Consider the following 15,739-nt stretch of genomic DNA (forward strand, 5'->3'; position numbering starts at 1 on the left):
TCTGGCCAGGTCCCGCTACATCCGGCCGTAGCGGGACCTGACCACCGCGAAGATTCCGTAGAAGATCAGACCCACAGCTATGACTGCAACAACGGGCGGGCCCGCAGGCGTCTCCAGGAGGCGCTTGAGGCTGCCGTCCAGGCCCGTGGATTCTCCGGGGCTGTTGTGGATTGCCGCCAGGATGAACAGCCCGCCGGCAAGGATCAGGGAGATGCCTTTGGCAATGTGCCCGGTCAGCCCCAGCAGATCGATGACCTGCCCGCGCCTGGTGCCTGCGAAGTGCCGCAGTTCGGCGCGGAACTTGCGCCGGGCGCCCTTGTAGATGAAATAGACTCCGATGCCCAGGATCAGCAGGCCGACGGCTACCAGCGCCGGCATGCCGGCAGGGGAGGCCAGGACGACGGTGCTGAACGATGCCACCGAATCGCCCGAGTCCCTGCCGCGGCCGCGGGCAAAGGAGGCGAACGTCAGGGCCACACTGCCGTAGATGAGGACCAGCGACCCCGAAGAGACCGCTTTGGACCATCGCTGGCCCACGGATTTGCGGCGGACCCTCACCGTTGCCTCACCCAGCTGCCACAGGGCGAGGGAGGCGCACGCCGTGCAGCCTCCCCACATCAGGAACGGCCCGGCAGCTGAAGCAGCCAGCGGGCTCAGGGCGCCGCCGGTGTCAGCATCGCCGTAGCCGCCCAGCACGAGGCGCAGAGCAATGAATCCGATCAGGATGTGGAGCAGTGCCATCACGGCAAAGCCGGCCCGGGCGAGCACGTTGAGGCCTTCGCTGTTGGATGCCCGTTCCAGGGTCTGGGCCGTGCCGTCAGCGGTATCCTCCGCCGCCGGCGGGTCCTGGGGTTCCGGCGGGTCCTGGGGCGCCGGAGCAGCGGCGGGATGGGCGGTTCCACGTTTGGCGTTGCGCCAGCCAGTGCTCATTCCGCCAGTGTATTCCGGCTCGGCCCCGCGGGGCGGCGGTTCGGTTTTCCACAAGCCCGCAGGTCCGGGCCGGGTTGGCGCTGCGATGGCGTACCGTGAGCCCATGGTGGGGATTATGGGGGAATACCGGTCCATGGGTGGAGCTGCCTTCTGGGTGCTGTGCGCAGCGGCCGTGTACTTTGTGGTGCTGGCGGTGCGGCTTGCCGCGGTTGATGCAGCCACCCACCGGCTGCCCAACCGGATCGTGCTGCCGGCCTATCCCGTGTCAGCCGTCCTGCTCGGAGCGGCTGCCCTGGCCGCCGGCGAAGCGTCGCGGATCCCCGGGATGGTGCTTGCCGGCGCCGTGCTGTGGAGCGCCTACTTCCTGCTGCGGTTCGCCAGTCCCTCCGGGCTGGGCTTCGGGGATGTGAAGCTGGCCGGTGTCCTGGGGCTCTGGCTGGGCTTTTTCAGCTGGGGGCACGTGCTGGCGGGCACCTTCGCCGCCTTCCTCCTGGGCGGGCTGTGGGGGATGTGGCTGATCCTGTCCAAGCGGGGAACGGCGAAAACCTCCATCGCTTTCGGGCCGTTCATGCTGGCCGGCGCCGCGCTCGCCATGGCACTGCCTGGCCTACAGTAGGACAATGCCTACGCCAGATTTTGTCCTGTCCCTGCGCGAAAAAATCGGCCACGAACTCCTGTGGCTGCCCGGGATCACCGGTGTTGTCCTGAACGAGGACCGTCAGGTGCTGCTGGTCCGCCGGGCCGACAACGGCCGCTGGACCCTGGTCACCGGAATGCTGGAGCCGGGGGAGGAACCTGCGGCCGGCACCCTGCGGGAAGTCCACGAGGAAACAGGCGTCACAGCGGAAATCGAGCACATGATCCATGTTGGCTCCCACGGACCCATTACGTTTCCCAACGGAGATCAGTGCACCTTCCTGAACGTGGGGTTCCGCTGCCGCTATGTGAGCGGCCAGGCGAGAGTGAACGACGACGAATCCACCGCCGTCGGCTGGTTTGACCTGGATAACCTGCCCGAGCTCAGTGAGCGGCACCTGATGCTGCTGGACCTGGCGTTGGAGGCCGACGGCGTCCCCGCGTTTGAGCGCTGAACGCCGCTTCGACAGGTCAAGACGGGGGCTTAGACGCCGTCGGTGCCGGGATTTTCATACCCACTCTGGCTTCCGCGACCGTTTTGGGAATGTGCTGCCGGCGCGCCGCGGCAGCACATTCCCAAACCGGTTGCTTTTGCCCAAACCGGCCGCTTTTGCCCAAACCGGCCGCTTTAGCCCAAACCGGCCGCTTTTGCCCGGGGCGGACTGCGGCCCTGAAACGGCCGGATGCGGCACTAGTCCGCGTCAGGGCGACCGGAGCCTGAGTTGGAGCCGGAAGTGGGGGTGGAGCCGGAATTGGAGGCGGCGCCGGAATCGGACGGGAATCCCGAACCGGTGTCAGTAGCAGCGGATGCCTTCCCGGTTCCGGGCTTTCCGCCCTGCAGGGCGGCCAATCGCTCGGCTTCGAGGCGGTCTGCGTCGGCACCGCCCACGGCTTCACCGCGGGCCACCATGCCGGCCACGTCGGAGAGCGGAATCTGCTTCAGGAACAGTGCCAGGACCAGGGCGATCACCAGGAACGGAATGAGGTACCAGAACACCGGGGCCAGGGAATCGGCGTAGGCGGTGACAATGCCCTCGCGCAGCGGTTCGGGCAGTGTCTCGAGCACCGCAGGCTGCAGGGTGGCTGTGGCTTCTCCTGCCGCACTTGGGTCCAGTCCGGCAGCGATGAAGACCTCATGCAGGTTCTCCGCCAGCCGGGAGGTGAACATGGCGCCGAAGATTGCCACACCCAGTGAGGCGCCAACCTCGCGGAAGTAGTTGTTGCTGGATGTTGCCGTACCGATCTGGTCCACGGGCACGGAGTTCTGCACCACCAGGACCACCACCTGCATGATGTAGCCCAGGCCGGCGCCGAAAACGAACAACTGGGCGCAGATCATCCAGACCGGGGTTTCGGCGGACAGCGTGGTCATCCACAGCATCGCGACAATCACCAGGGAGGCGCCCATGATCGGGTATTTCTTGTACTTGCCGGTTTTGGTGATGGCCAGCCCCGAGTAGATCGAGGTGCCCATCATGCCCACCATCATCGGCAGCATCAGCAGGCCTGACACGGCTGCCGAGGTGCCGGTAGACATCTGCAGGAACGTCGGCACGAACGCCAGTGCTGCGAACATGCCCATACCGAGGGTGAAACCGATGGCGGTGCTGTTGATGAAGATCGGGTTCTTGAACAGGCTCATCGGAATGATCGGGTCCGCCACCCGGTTTTCGACCATCACGAACAGGACAGCGGCAACCAGCATGCCGGCGCCGAAGGACTGGGTCAGCGGGTCCGTCCAGCCGTGGTCGGCGCGGCCGCCGAAATCGGTGAAGAAGATCAGGCAGGTCGTGGCGATCGATAGGAGCACCACGCCGCCGATGTCAATGCGCTTGGTCGCCTTCTTGGTCGGCAGGGTCAGGGTGAAGAACGCGACCAGGAAAGCAATGATGCCAATCGGAATGTTGATGTAGAACGCCCACTGCCAGGTCATGTGGTCCACGAAGAACCCACCGAGGAGGGGGCCGGCGACGGCGGAGAGGCCAAAGATGCCGCCGAGTGGGCCGAGGTACTTGCCTCGCTCGTTGGCCGGCACAATGTCCGCGATGATGGCCTGGGACAGGATCATCAGACCGCCGCCGCCCAGGCCCTGGATGGCGCGGAAGATGACGAAGCCCCAGAAGTCAGTGGCAAAGGCGCAGCCGACGGACGCCAGCGTAAACAGGGCAATCGCGAAGAGGAAAAGATTGCGCCGGCCCAGCACGTCGCCGAATTTGCCGTAGATCGGCATCACGATGGTGGTGGCCAGCAGATAAGCGGTGGTGATCCAGGTCTGGTGCTCGACGCCGCCCAGCTCGCCCACGATGGTGGGCATGGCGGTGGAGACGATGGTCTGGTCGAGGCTGGAAAGCAGCATGCCTGCGATCAGCGCGGAGAAAATGATCCAGATGCGTTTCTGGGTCAACAGCAGCGGCGCGGAGCTCTGCGTGTCGGTGGCGGTCATGAAGGGTCCTTGGATGAGGGGTGGGGCAGGGGAGAAACGGCGGAAATCACTTCGTGCATGGCGTTGACGGCTTCGGAGAGTATTTCGCGGTAGGGGCGGGTGTTTCCCGGGTCGAAGAACGCAGGCCCGGCACGTTGGGCCAGTGCGGTGAACAGTGCCAGGGCGGCCTGGATCCTCGGGTCGGCGGGTGGAAGCCCTTCCCGCGCCGACAGGAGGGTGGCGAACGCCTCCTCGGCTTCCTGTGACCCGTGAAGTACCTTTTCCAGGAGGCGGGGCTCGGCGGCGACGGCCAGTTTCAACTGCACCATTTGGTCACGGGACATGACCATCCGGTCCATCATGGCAGCGGCAAAATCCACGAAGTCGGACAGGAGGGAGGGCGAGATGGTGTCCCGGCCCGACGAGGCGCCGCGCGCAATGAATTCCTCGGCAAGATCAGCGGGGATTTCATCCGCCGGTGAACCGAGGACGGCGTCTTCCTTGGCGGGAAAGTAGTTGAAGAACGTCCGCCGGGAGATGCCGACCTTCTCGCAGAGTTCCTCCACGGTGTAACCCGAAAAGCCGCGTTCGGCGGTCAGTATGCGGGCAGCGGTAATGATGGCGAGCTTGGTGGCGGTGCGCTTGCGCTCACGCAGGCCGACGCCGTCTGTTGATGCACTATCGGTCACAAAGTAAAGTTTTGCACCGTGTGAACCAGAGTGCAATTCCGTTGGTTCTGTGTCACATCATGCAACAGGGCACCCGGCCCCTCGGCCGGATGCCCTGCTGCCGCGCGGTTGCCGCCTTAGGGCGGCGGACCCGCGGTGTTACTGGGGAAAGCTGTGGGACTAAGCCTGCGGCGGCTTCGTCATGGAGAGGACGTCAAGGGCGGCGTCAAGCTGTTCCTCGGTGACCTCGCCGCGCTCGACGAAACCGAGTTCGACGACGGCCTGGCGGATGGTCTTGCCTTCCTTGACCGCGAACTTGGCGATCTTGGCAGCGTTCTCGTAGCCGATGTACTTGTTCAGCGGCGTCACGATGGACGGGGAAGCCTCGGCCAGGTAGCGGGCGCGCTCCACGTTGGCTTCGATGCCGTCGATCATCTTGTCCGCCATGATGACAGAGGAGTTGGCCAGCAGACGGATGGATTCCAGCAGGTTCGAGGCGATGACGGGGATGCCGACGTTGAGCTCGAAGTAGCCGAAGGTGCCTGCCCAGGCGATGGCGGCGTCGTTGCCCACCACCTGTGCGGCCACCTGCATGACGGCCTCGGAAATGACGGGGTTGACCTTGCCCGGCATGATCGAGGAGCCCGGCTGCAGGTCGGGGATGGCGATTTCGCCCAGGCCGGTGTTGGGGCCGGAGCCCATCCAGCGCAGGTCGTTGGCGATCTTGGAGAAGGACACTGCGATGGTGCGCAGCATGCCGGAGACCTCAACGAGGGCGTCGCGGTTGGCCTGGGACTCAAAGTGGTCCCGGGCTTCGGTCAGCGGCAGGCCGGTGTCGGCGGCCAGCAGTTCGATCACGCGCTGCGGGAAACCGGCCGGGGTGTTGATGCCGGTGCCGACGGCGGTGCCGCCCAGCGGAACTTCGGCAACGCGGGGGAGGGAGGCCTGGACGCGCTCGATGCCGTAGCGGACCTGAGCGGCGTAACCGCCGAATTCCTGGCCCAGGGTCACCGGGGTGGCGTCCATGAGGTGGGTGCGGCCGGACTTTACGACGTCCTTGAACTCTTCAGCCTTGCGCTCCAGGGAAGCGGCCAGGTGTTCCAGGGCCGGGATCAGGTTGTTGATCAGGGCCGAGGTGGCGGCCACGTGTACGGAGGTGGGGAAGACGTCGTTGGAGGACTGCGAGGCGTTGACGTGGTCGTTCGGGTGAACCGTGGTCTCGCTGCCGGCGGCCTTGAGCGCGCGGCTGGCGAGTTCGGCGAGGACCTCGTTGGTGTTCATGTTCGAGGACGTGCCGGAACCGGTCTGGAACACGTCGATCGGGAACTGGGCATAGTGCTGGCCCGCGGCAACCTCATCGGCAGCAGCAGCAATTGCCTTGGCGCGCTCGTCGTCGAGCACTCCCAGTTCGGCGTTGGCGGTGGCGGCCGCCTTCTTGATGCGGGCCAGTGCCTCGATGTGTGCGTCGTCCAGCGGCTTGCCCGAGATGGGGAAGTTCTCGACGGCGCGCTGGGTCTGTGCGCGGTACAGGGCGTTGACCGGGACCCGGACCTCGCCCATGGTGTCATGTTCGATGCGGTATTCAGGAGTGTCAGAAGTCATGGTCCCAAGCCTAGTATCCGAGGGCACCGGGGCAGAAACGCGCGGTCGTCCGGTGACGCCGCTCTCGTTCCGTCCCCGGCGCCACGGTCGGGGGTTGCTCGGGTCAGGAAGCGGGGGAACGCACGACGGCGGGGTGGGTGAGGGCGCCGTACCCGGAGACCAGGTCTGCTGCGCCTTCGGCCAGCCGGTAGGAGACGCCGATGACTGCGGTGCGGCCTTCCTCGACGGCTGCGGAAATGATGGAGGAACTTTCGACCAGACGGGCGGCGGTCTGCTTGGTGTGCTCCACCACCATATCGTTGACCTCGGTGAGTCCGTTGCGCTGGGCAGCGAGGACGGAGGGTGTAATCCGTTCCACGAGGTTGCGCAGGTGCCCGCCGGGCATCTCGCCCGTGTCCACCGTGCGCTTGGCTTCGGTCACCGCGCCGCAGCTGTCATGACCCAGCACCAGAATGAGCGGCACGCCGAGCTTGGCGACGCTGTACTCCAGGGAGCCGAGGACGGCGTCGTCGATCACCTGGCCGGCGGTGCGGATCACGAAGGCGTCTCCGAGGCCAAGGTCGAAGATGATCTCGGCGGCGAGCCGGGAATCGGAACAGCCGAAGATGACGGCAAAGGGGTTTTGTTCGTGGACGAGGGAGCTGCGCCTGCTGGCGTCCTGGTTCGGATGTGAGGACTGACCGGCGACAAAGCGGGCATTGCCTTCCCGCAGCGTCTGCCAGGCCTGGGCGGGTGTTATTGCTGAAGCGGTGGGTTCATTCACAGGTCTTAGCGTAACCCCGGCACCGCACCGGGCAGTTATTCGTTACTAAGGTCGCTGACTACCGCTTCTGCGAGGACATCAAACTCGGCAAGATCCGCTTCGCCCGTGAGGACCACGGTCAAGCCGTTCAGCTCCAGCACCATGCTGGCCTTGCCGTCCGCCGAGTCCCGCAGCTCCCAGGTCTGTCCGCCGGCAGTGCGCTCTCCGGCAACCTTCGCATCGCCGGAGGTCTGGGCAATCCAGGTGGGGTTGCCGGCACCGGTCTCGGACAGGCGGATAAATTCCATGCCCGGGGTGACGTAACCCACTTCCCAAACGGGGACGCCGGCACTGCCGGTGGCTTCCCAGCGTGCGTAGTTGGCGCTCCAGCCCTCGGGCAGATCCGGCGCAAGGGGGGCGTACCCGGCATCTCCGGCCGCCTGCGCCGCGGTTGCCTTTACGTCGACACTGCGGACCTGCATCTTGGGGGCGGGGTTCAGCAGCACCGGAATCAGGACCAGCAGCACCGTAATGCCGGTCGCGATCAACATGCCGATCACCGTGGCATTGGCACGCTTGGCCTGCTTCTGGGTCAGTACCGGGGTTACGGGCGTCTCTTGGTCCTGCTGCTGCTCACTCACCTTTCCATGATCGCTTATCCGGGCCTGCAACTCCTAGTCGGGCCGGTCAACGCAACAGGCCAAATGTGGCGCGGTTGGCGGTGGTGCAGGCCACACCGACTATGATCGGAGCAAGGATCATCCGTTTTTGGTTAATCGCCAAGCGGTTCGCATCGAAATTTCGAAGATGAGGTTAGACGTGTCCAAAGGCGCTCAGTACTCCACACTTTCCCCCGCCCTGGCAGTAGGCGACGACGAGCCGGACCGGAACCTGGCCCTGGAACTGGTCCGGGTCACCGAGGCAGCCGCCATTGCCGGCGGCCACTGGGTGGGCTTCGGCGACAAGAACGCAGCGGACGGCGCTGCCGTCGACGCCATGCGTTCCCTGATCTCCACCGTGCACTTCAACGGTGTTGTGGTGATTGGTGAAGGCGAAAAAGACGAAGCCCCCATGCTGTACAACGGCGAACACGTGGGTGACGGCACCGGCGCCCTGTGCGATGTCGCAGTGGACCCGATCGACGGCACCCGCCTGACGGCGCTGGGCCTCAACAACGCCGTGGCCGTGCTGGCCGTGGCCGAGCGCGGCACCATGTTTGACCCCTCCGCCGTGTTCTACATGGAAAAACTGATCACCGGCCCCGAAGCCGCCGACATGGTGGACCTGCGCCTGCCGGTCAAGCAGAACCTGCACTTGATCGCCAAGGCCAAGGGCAAGAAGATCAACCAGTTGAACGTGATGATCCTGGACCGGGACCGGCACAAGCCCCTGGTGCAGGAAATCCGCGACGCCGGTGCCCGCACCCGGATGCTGATGGACGGCGACGTTGCCGGCGGCATCGCAGCGGCCCGCGAGGGCACCGACGTCGACGCCCTGATGGGTATCGGCGGCACCCCCGAAGGCATCATCACGGCCTGCGCCATCAAGACCCTCGGCGGCGTCATCCAGGGCCGGCTGTGGCCCACCTCGGATGAGGAGAAGCAGAAGGCGATCGACGCCGGCCACGACCTGGACCGCGTCATGACCACCAATGACCTGGTCACCAGCGACAACTGCTACTTCGCGGCCACCGGCATCACCGACGGCGATCTGGTCCGCGGCGTGCGCTACAGCAAGGACCGTGTGCTTACGCAGTCCATCGTGATGCGTTCCAAGTCCGGAACCATCCGTGTGGTGGACGGCGAGCACCAGTCACACAAGTGGGAGTCCTACGCCCGCCTGAAGTAGGCAGCAGCCCGCCAGCGAGAAGCCCCGGAATCTATTCCGGGGCTTTTTGCTGCCCGGCGGCTGGTTACCGGTATGCGCCGGATGCCGCCGCTGCTCCGGGGATCCGGTTGCGGCCAATGACCCGGTACACAATAGCGGCAAGGGCGACGACGACTGCCGCGGCAATCGCGGCAATGGCTGTTCCGGTGGAGAGCAGTTCGCCGTTGAGGCGGGACACGGCAATCCACGACAGGCCCCAGGACAGCGCGGCTGCAGGGGCCAGCCGTCCGCGGCCGAAGGCTGCCAGGGCCACGCCAATGGCCGCGACGACGGCCAGGATACCGACGGACCAGACTTCCGGGGCGAGACCAAAGCCGTCGAAACCGGCGTCGGTCAGGGCTGCGGCAGTGTTGGCGCAGGTGGCCACCGCCACCCAGCCCAGATACAGGCCCAGGGTTCCGTCCACGGCAACGGCCTCAATCCAGTTGGCCGCCGGCGTCCGGGAGTAGCGGGCGAAGCAGACCGCGAGGACCACGAGCAGGGCCACGATGACCAGCACGCTCACGGCCACCCAGCCGGCCTGGACCGTCAGGATCCACGCGGCGTTCAGGACCAGCGACGCGGCGACCAGCCAGCCCAGGGAACGCTGGCGTTCGGAGGACCGCTGGGACGGCAGCCACTGCCAGATGGTGTACACGCCCAGGCCGGTGTAAATCACGGACCAGATGGAGAAGGCACCGCTGGCCGGGGCCAGATAGGTGGCGTCAGCGTTCAGTGCGCCGCCGGCCGCCTCGGCGATGGGGGTGCCGCCAAACACGCCCACGCCGATGACGGAACCGACAATGCAGATGACGTAGCAAACCGTGACCGTTAGCTGCCGGGCAAGATCATTTCCTCGCGAGGCCGGGGAACGGGTGCCTGGGGTTGAAGTAGTCATAGTCGAGCGTAACAAGTGGCCGGGACCACAGGGGAGGCGCGCCGGGAGCTTCGGCAACCCCCGGTAGGCTGGAAAGCATGACACTGCGCGTTACACCCTGTTCCGATTCCGCCCGCTGGAACGAAGCCGTCAACAGCTTCAACGGACATCCGCAGCAGTTGTGGGGCTGGGGCAAGACCAAGGCTGAACACAACTGGAGCGTGGACCGGCTGCTGATCGAAGACGACGGCGGCAAGGTGGTGGGCGCCGCACAGGTGCTGCTGCGCCGGCTGCCGTTCCCGTTCAAGGCACTCGCCTACATCCCGCGCGGCCCGCAGTCAGTTCGCGGCCGTGAGCTCGAGGTCCTCGGTTCGGTCAGCGACTATGTCAAGAAAGCCCACGGTCCGGTGGCGCTGAGCATTGAGCCGGACTGGGACGCCGACGGCGAGATCGCCGCCGGTCTGCCCGGCGCCGGGTTCAAGGCTTCCCCCAATACCATCCTGATTGGCCGCACCCTGATCCTGGATCTTTCCCGGACCGAGGATGAACTGCTTGCGGACATGTCCAAGAAACACCGCCAGTACATCCGCAAGTCCGGGCGCGAGGCGCTGGAGTACCGCCGCGTGACGCGGGACGAGATTCCCCAGTGCCTGGCGGTGTACAAGCAGACGGCCGAGCGCGCCGGGTTCGGCATCCACGAAGACGGCTACTACCTGGACATCTTCGACAACCTGGGCGAGGACTCGCCCGTGTACGCAGCCTTCAGCGGGAACGACGTCGTTGCCTTCCTGTGGCTGTCCACCAGCGCATACACCTCCTTTGAGCTCTACGGCGGCATGACCGAACAGGGCGAGCACCTGCGCGCCAACTATGCGCTGAAGTGGCACGCCATTCAGGAGATGAAGGAACGCGGAATCACCCGCTACGACTTCAACGGACTGCTCAATGATGGCGTGTCCAAGTTCAAGATGGGCTGGGCCAAGCACGAGAACCAGCTGGCCGGGACCTGGGACAAGCCGCTCTCTCCGCTGTACCCGGTCTTCACCACGGCCCTGCCGCTGGCCAAGAACGGCCTGCGGAAGCTGCGCGGACTGGCCGGAGCAGCCAAGGCCAGGATCCGCCGCTAGGGTTTCCTCGCCCGTCGGGTGTCCAGCATGTGCTCTTTGCGCGGGACGGAGCCGAGCTAGATGTCCAGGCGCGGGGCCGCAGGGTCGGGCAGGTCCGCGTCCGTGGAGCCCACCGTCACGGCAAAGGCGAGGGCGCCGTCGTCATGCTGGGCCGAATGTGCTGACAGCTTGGCGATGACCGGCGTTTCGGCGGCCGGGATGAACGCGCTTTGGCCGGTCTCCAGCACGAGGTCGCCCTTGGGCGAATCCAGGACCACGGTGCCCCGCACCACGATCACCACGGTTGGCCCGTTTTGCAGCACCGACACATCGGAGCCGGACATGGACGCCGCGGAGGAGTAGCCCCCGCCTGTGTCCTGTGCCCGCTGTTCCAGTTCGATCCGCTGCAGCATGAACTCCGCGAACGGGGGACGGTAGAGCTCCTGTCCCATCTGGGTGAACACCGGTTTCAGCGCGGGGATGCCCAGAGGCCGGAAATCGACCGTCTTGAGCAGTTCCGGGACGTCCACGTGCTTGGGGGTCAGTCCGCCGCGCAGCACATTGTCCGAGGATGCCATCACCTCAATGCCCAGGCCGCTGAGGTAGGCGTGGACGTTGCCCGCTGGCAGATAGACCGCCTCGCCGGGCTGCAGGGACGCGCGGTTCAGCAGCAGGGACAGCAGCACCCCGGGGTCGCCGGGGTAGTAGGCGTTCAGCTCCACGGCTGTGGCCAGTTCCTTCGCATACGGCGCGGGCTCTCCGTCGGCGGAGGCGGCGCTGTCACCGGTGCCGGCGGCATCGAGGGCGGCGGCGGCCAAACGGACAGCTTCGCGCACCTCTTCGCCGCCTTCGATCAGGGCACGGAAGACACGCTGCAGACGGTCCGGTGCGGGATGGCCGCTGGAAAGCTCATTTACCGCCCAGGTCAGCAACTCCGGAACCCCGCTGTTCTGCGTGGAAACTGCGCGGACCACGGTCCGGAAGATCTCCGCCGCCTCATCCGGTTCGCGGAAGCCGCAGAGTGCTTCGAACGGCGTCAGCGCGAAGATCATTTCCGGCTTGTGGTTCTCGTCCTTATAGTTGCGGTCCGAGGCACCGCGGTCCAGACCTGCGGCCTCCTCGGCGGCAAAACCGGCCTGCGCCTGCTCCCGGGTGGGGTGAACCTGCAGGGACAGCGGGGATCCCGCGGCCAGGACCTTGGCAAGGAAGGGCAGGACCCCGCCGAAGGCGGCCGCCGTCTCCCGGCCGAGCATCTGCTGCGGATCCGCCGCGATCAGCTCGTCCAGGGTCTGTGCGTCCGGCACCGGCGGCACCAGGGCCGACGGCGCACCCGGGTGGGCGCCGATCCACAGTTCAGCTTCCGGCTCGCCGGAGGGCTCCCGGCCAAAAAGTTCCGCCATGGCGGTTACCGATCCCCAGGCGTAGGGCCGGAGGGTGTTGTTCAGCAGATACATGGCTCTCTTTTCGGCGGTCATCAGGTGTGGCAGTGCTATCCCGGGCTGCAGTTCCCATTGTTGCTGAGCAGGGTTCCCAGAGTGGCGTCGTCCTGGATTTCAGCCAGGTACTGCAGATACTCCTGGGTAATTTCGGGCTGCTCGGCTGCACCGGCCCCCGGATCCGCCAGCTCACCGGTTTCCGTGCCAATATCGGCACCGGTGTCCGTGCCGGTCTCCGGTGCGGGCGCACCGCTGTCATCGGCGGGTGCTTCCTCAGCGGGTGCTTCCTCCGCAGGAGCCTCGGCGGGTGCAGCCGGTTCCGGTTCCGCAGCCTGGCCGGAGATCATCCCGGCCACACGGGCATGGATCTGGTCAAAGTCCGGGTAGGTGACAAAGTTGTCCGCAGCGGTGCCGAAGTCGGGCGGGCCGATGGTGAGACGCTCCATCGGCTGGCCCTTGGCTTTGAGGGCCAGGTCAAGGAAACTGCCTAGCTGATCCTGCGGAAGGTCCGTCTTGACGATCTGCTCTCCGGCGGAGGCGATGGCCTGGAAGCGGGTCAGAAGCGTGGCGGGGTCCAGTTGGGCCACCATGGCCTGCTGTACGCACTGCTGCCGGGCAATCCGGTGGTAGTCGGTGACAAATTCCCGCGACCGGGCGTACCAAAGCGCCGTGTAGCCGTCCATTTTCTGGGTGCCCGGGGCTATCCAGCCGTCGGGGGGATAGTGGCGGTTGGTGCCGGGGATTTCCCCGGCGGTGATCGGAACCCAGCCTCCGACGTCGATGGTGATGCCGCCCATGGCGTCAATGAGCTTGGAGAAGCCTTCCATATCCACGATGACGTAGGCCTGGACCTCCAGGTCCAGGATGCCGGAAGCTGCATCCATCATGGCTTCGGCGCCCGGGTCGGCAGAGCCCGGATAGAGGTCCGGATAGTTTTCCATGACCGTCTGGTAGAGGCTGTTGAGGATGCACTCGTCACCGCAGTTGTAACCGTCCGGATACACCTCGGCCAGCGGCGAATCAGCCGGGAACGGCGCGTTCTGGAAGTTGCGGGGAAGACTGAAAGTGATGGACTTGCCGGTCTTGGCATCCACGCTGATCACGGACATGCTGTCCGGGCGCAGGCCTGTCCGGTCCTCACCGGCGTCGCCGCCCATCAGCATGAAGTTGTAGCGGCCGTCCACCGGATCCAGCGAGGGGCCGGAGGCGAAGATGCTGCCAACAGCGTGGCGGCCGACGTTGAGCATGTAGGCACTGTAAGCCAGCCCGCCGCTGGTGCCGACCACCAGGAGGGCCAGCAGCCCGGCAATCACAGGACGCATCCGCCTCTCCAGCAGGGGCGGGCGGATGATGCGCAGCGTGTTCAGGAACAGCAGGGCCCAGCCCACGGCCAGCAGGCCCAGGAGCACCATCAGGGCAAAAGACGTCCAGCCGTTGGTGACAAGGTTCACCAGCATGATCCGGTTGGTCATGGCCAGCACCAGTGCGGCGATGACCAGGGCCCAGACCGTGAACGTCACCTGCAGGGCCCGCCTGCCCAGCCGGCGGTTTCCGGCCACAACCTGGGCGGATCCGGGCAGCACCAGCGTGAGCAGCAGCAGGATGAACGCCCGTTTGGTGCGGGTGTGCGGCGGTGCCGACTGCGGATTCCGCACGGGATCCGTCAGCAGGCCGGCGCCGTCATTCTCTCTGTTCCTCGGATCCATGCGCGGGTCCTAGTCGCTGCCGGTGACTGAGGTGCGCAGATTGGCGCCCTTGGCCAGGGCGGTCTGGCGCAGTCCGGACGCGAACTCCAGCAGCTGCTGCTGCAGCTTGGCTGCCAGGGGATCCGTGCCGGCCGCCAGCATCCGCACAGCCAGCAGTCCGGCGTTCCGGGCTCCGCCGATGGACACGGTTGCCACCGGCACACCGGCGGGCATCTGCACGATGGACAGCAGGGAATCCATGCCGTCGAGGTATTTCAGCGGAACCGGAACACCGATGACCGGAAGGGGGGTAACGGCAGCGAGCATGCCCGGCAGGTGGGCTGCACCGCCGGCTCCGGCGATAATGACCCGCAGCCCGCGGCGGTGTGCCTGCTGGCCGTACTCGATCATTTCCGTGGGCATCCGGTGGGCGGATACGACGTCGGCCTCATACGGAATTCCGAACTCGGCGAGGGCTGCCGCTGCTGCGTCCATGACGGGCCAGTCGGAGTCAGAGCCCATGACGAGTCCTACCAGGGGGGTGTCGCGGCTGCTCATTTAGTTCTCCTTCAAGGAATCGGTGCCGTCACGGAGGATGGCCGCAGCATGTTCAGCGCTGCGGCGCACCTGGGGCAGGTCCGCAGCGCTGCGGCCCACTACGTTGACATGCCCGATCTTGCGGCCCGGCCGGACCGACTTGCCGTAGTTGTGGATTTTGGCCGCCGGTTCGGCAGCCAGTGCCTGAGCATAGCTGCTGAACAGATCCAGGTTGGCACCGCCAAGGTAGTTCTTCATGACGACGACGCCGCCCAGGACATCCGTGGCGCCCAGCGGGAGGTCCAGGACGGCCCGCAAGTGCTGCTCGAACTGTCCGGTGACGGAGCCGTCCATGGTCCAGTGCCCGGAATTGTGGGGGCGCATTGCCAGTTCGTTGATGAGGAAGCCGGCACCGTGTCCGGGTGTTTCGAACAGCTCCACGGCCATCACTCCGGTGACGCCCAGTTCATCGGCGATCCGCAGCGCGGCCTCCTGTGCGGCCGCTGCGACCCGGGGGTCCAGGTCCTGGGCCGGGGCAATGACTTCGTCGCAGACGCCGTCCACCTGGATGGAGTGCACCACGGGCCAGGGCAGGGAGCTGCCCTGCGGGGTCCGGGCCACCAGGGCGGAAAGTTCGCGGCTGAAGGGGACCTTTTCCTCGGCCAGCAGCGGTTCGCCGGTGAACCAGTCTGCAGCTGCGGCCGCCTCTTCGGCATCATTGATGATCCGTACGCCCTTGCCGTCATAACCTCCGCGCGGGGTCTTCAGGACCACGGGCCAGCCTGCGGCCTTTCCGAAATCCACCAGATCCGCGACGCCGGACACGGGCGCCCAGCGCGGGTTGGGCAGGCCCAGCCGGTCAATGGCCGCCCGCATCACCAGCTTGTCCTGGGCATGGATGAGGGCTTCGGGGGAGGGCTGCACGTTGACGCCCGCGGCGGCAAGGGCGTGCAGGTGCTCTCCGGGGACGTGTTCATGGTCAAAGGTCAGTACGTCCACCCCGGAGGCGAACACGCTCAGCGTTTCCAGATCGGTGTAGTCCCCGACCGTTGAACGGACAACGGCGGGTACGGCGGAAACATCGGGCCCTTCAGCCAGAACGCGGAGTTCGAAACCAAGGGCCACTGCTGCGGGGGCCATCATCCGGGCCAGCTGGCCACCGCCGACAACGCCAATTATAGGAAAGCTCACGACATTAGGTTACCGAAAAGAGACCACAAATCCTTTTCGCA

The 15,739-nt window shown here is 65.9% G+C and carries 15 protein-coding genes; 4 read left to right on the top strand and 11 right to left on the bottom strand.

Annotated features, from left to right (window positions below; all coding sequences use genetic code 11):
* Positions 1 to 15: 15 nt before the first annotated feature.
* The gene (locus KG104_RS04810) at positions 16 to 930 is read right to left on the bottom strand and encodes a DUF1206 domain-containing protein (RefSeq protein ID WP_237686983.1); all 915 of its coding nucleotides are present in this window, start codon (positions 928 to 930) and stop codon (positions 16 to 18) included.
* A 103-nt stretch (positions 931 to 1,033) separates the two neighbouring features.
* Here KG104_RS04810 and KG104_RS04815 point away from each other — a divergent pair, with 103 nt between their 5' ends.
* Together KG104_RS04815 and KG104_RS04820 are read left to right on the top strand one after the other, a co-directional pair.
* Positions 1,034 to 1,546, top strand: coding sequence for a prepilin peptidase (locus tag KG104_RS04815; protein ID WP_104055522.1), 513 nt, complete (start codon positions 1,034 to 1,036; stop codon positions 1,544 to 1,546).
* Between the two features lie 4 nt (positions 1,547 to 1,550).
* Entirely contained in the window at positions 1,551 to 2,021 is a 471-nt protein-coding gene (locus KG104_RS04820) for an NUDIX hydrolase (protein WP_207347428.1), read from the top strand.
* A gap of 236 nt (positions 2,022 to 2,257) precedes the next feature.
* Here the strand turns inward: KG104_RS04820 and KG104_RS04825 are convergent, their stop codons facing one another.
* From KG104_RS04825 to KG104_RS04845, 5 genes are all read right to left on the bottom strand, one after another.
* Positions 2,258 to 4,009, bottom strand: a complete 1,752-nt coding sequence (locus KG104_RS04825; protein WP_207347429.1) for an MDR family MFS transporter — start codon at positions 4,007 to 4,009, stop codon at positions 2,258 to 2,260.
* The gene (locus KG104_RS04830) at positions 4,006 to 4,677 is read right to left on the bottom strand and encodes a TetR/AcrR family transcriptional regulator (protein ID WP_207347430.1); all 672 of its coding nucleotides are present in this window, start codon (positions 4,675 to 4,677) and stop codon (positions 4,006 to 4,008) included. Before KG104_RS04830 ends, KG104_RS04825 begins: the two co-directional genes overlap by 4 nt.
* 159 nt (positions 4,678 to 4,836) lie before the next feature.
* Entirely contained in the window at positions 4,837 to 6,258 is a 1,422-nt protein-coding gene (locus tag KG104_RS04835) for a class II fumarate hydratase (protein WP_207347431.1), read from the bottom strand.
* A gap of 103 nt (positions 6,259 to 6,361) precedes the next feature.
* Complete coding sequence (locus KG104_RS04840) at positions 6,362 to 7,021, bottom strand: carbonic anhydrase (protein ID WP_104104406.1); 660 nt, start codon at positions 7,019 to 7,021, stop codon at positions 6,362 to 6,364.
* 35 nt (positions 7,022 to 7,056) lie between these two features.
* A complete protein-coding gene (locus KG104_RS04845; RefSeq protein WP_237688669.1) occupies positions 7,057 to 7,641 on the bottom strand; it encodes a DUF4245 domain-containing protein in 585 nt (194 codons plus the stop codon).
* A 166-nt stretch (positions 7,642 to 7,807) separates the two neighbouring features.
* Between KG104_RS04845 and glpX the strand changes: the two genes are divergently transcribed.
* Positions 7,808 to 8,848: a class II fructose-bisphosphatase gene (gene glpX, locus KG104_RS04850; RefSeq protein ID WP_104055186.1), complete on the top strand. Its 1,041-nt coding sequence runs from the start codon at positions 7,808 to 7,810 to the stop codon at positions 8,846 to 8,848.
* Between the two features lie 64 nt (positions 8,849 to 8,912).
* Here glpX and KG104_RS04855 read toward each other — a convergent pair whose 3' ends face one another.
* On the bottom strand, positions 8,913 to 9,764 hold the full coding sequence (locus KG104_RS04855) for a tryptophan-rich sensory protein (RefSeq protein ID WP_207347432.1): 852 nt from the start codon (positions 9,762 to 9,764) through the stop codon (positions 8,913 to 8,915).
* Between the two features lie 77 nt (positions 9,765 to 9,841).
* Between KG104_RS04855 and KG104_RS04860 the strand changes: the two genes are divergently transcribed.
* Complete coding sequence (locus KG104_RS04860; RefSeq protein WP_207347433.1) at positions 9,842 to 10,870, top strand: lipid II:glycine glycyltransferase FemX; 1,029 nt, start codon at positions 9,842 to 9,844, stop codon at positions 10,868 to 10,870.
* Between the two features lie 56 nt (positions 10,871 to 10,926).
* Here the strand turns inward: KG104_RS04860 and manA are convergent, their stop codons facing one another.
* From manA to KG104_RS04880, 4 genes are read right to left on the bottom strand one after another with little or no spacing between them, the layout of a single operon-like run.
* Complete coding sequence (manA, locus tag KG104_RS04865) at positions 10,927 to 12,303, bottom strand: mannose-6-phosphate isomerase, class I (RefSeq protein ID WP_207347637.1); 1,377 nt, start codon at positions 12,301 to 12,303, stop codon at positions 10,927 to 10,929.
* Positions 12,304 to 12,338: 35 nt separating this feature from the next.
* A complete protein-coding gene (locus tag KG104_RS04870) occupies positions 12,339 to 13,991 on the bottom strand; it encodes an LCP family protein (RefSeq protein WP_104161684.1) in 1,653 nt (550 codons plus the stop codon).
* A 9-nt stretch (positions 13,992 to 14,000) separates the two neighbouring features.
* Positions 14,001 to 14,528, bottom strand: a complete 528-nt coding sequence (gene purE, locus KG104_RS04875) for a 5-(carboxyamino)imidazole ribonucleotide mutase (RefSeq protein WP_104055190.1) — start codon at positions 14,526 to 14,528, stop codon at positions 14,001 to 14,003.
* Complete coding sequence (locus KG104_RS04880) at positions 14,529 to 15,698, bottom strand: 5-(carboxyamino)imidazole ribonucleotide synthase (RefSeq protein WP_207347434.1); 1,170 nt, start codon at positions 15,696 to 15,698, stop codon at positions 14,529 to 14,531.
* Positions 15,699 to 15,739 lie beyond the last annotated feature (41 nt).

Source organism: Arthrobacter sunyaminii (assembly GCF_018866305.1).
GTDB classification, from domain to species: Bacteria; Actinomycetota; Actinomycetes; order Actinomycetales; family Micrococcaceae; genus Arthrobacter_B; species Arthrobacter_B sunyaminii.

Coding starts and splice junctions, on each gene's coding strand:
- KG104_RS04870 (WP_104161684.1), bottom strand. CDS start 13,991: ATGGATCCGAGGAACAGAGAGAATGACGGCGCCGGCCTGCTGACGGAT.
- KG104_RS04860 (WP_207347433.1), top strand. CDS start 9,842: ATGACACTGCGCGTTACACCCTGTTCCGATTCCGCCCGCTGGAACGAA.
- KG104_RS04835 (WP_207347431.1), bottom strand. CDS start 6,258: ATGACTTCTGACACTCCTGAATACCGCATCGAACATGACACCATGGGC.
- purE (WP_104055190.1), bottom strand. CDS start 14,528: ATGAGCAGCCGCGACACCCCCCTGGTAGGACTCGTCATGGGCTCTGAC.
- manA (WP_207347637.1), bottom strand. CDS start 12,303: ATGTATCTGCTGAACAACACCCTCCGGCCCTACGCCTGGGGATCGGTA.
- glpX (WP_104055186.1), top strand. CDS start 7,808: ATGAGGTTAGACGTGTCCAAAGGCGCTCAGTACTCCACACTTTCCCCC.
- KG104_RS04855 (WP_207347432.1), bottom strand. CDS start 9,764: ATGACTACTTCAACCCCAGGCACCCGTTCCCCGGCCTCGCGAGGAAAT.
- KG104_RS04820 (WP_207347428.1), top strand. CDS start 1,551: ATGCCTACGCCAGATTTTGTCCTGTCCCTGCGCGAAAAAATCGGCCAC.
- KG104_RS04815 (WP_104055522.1), top strand. CDS start 1,034: ATGGTGGGGATTATGGGGGAATACCGGTCCATGGGTGGAGCTGCCTTC.
- KG104_RS04810 (WP_237686983.1), bottom strand. CDS start 930: ATGAGCACTGGCTGGCGCAACGCCAAACGTGGAACCGCCCATCCCGCC.
- KG104_RS04825 (WP_207347429.1), bottom strand. CDS start 4,009: ATGACCGCCACCGACACGCAGAGCTCCGCGCCGCTGCTGTTGACCCAG.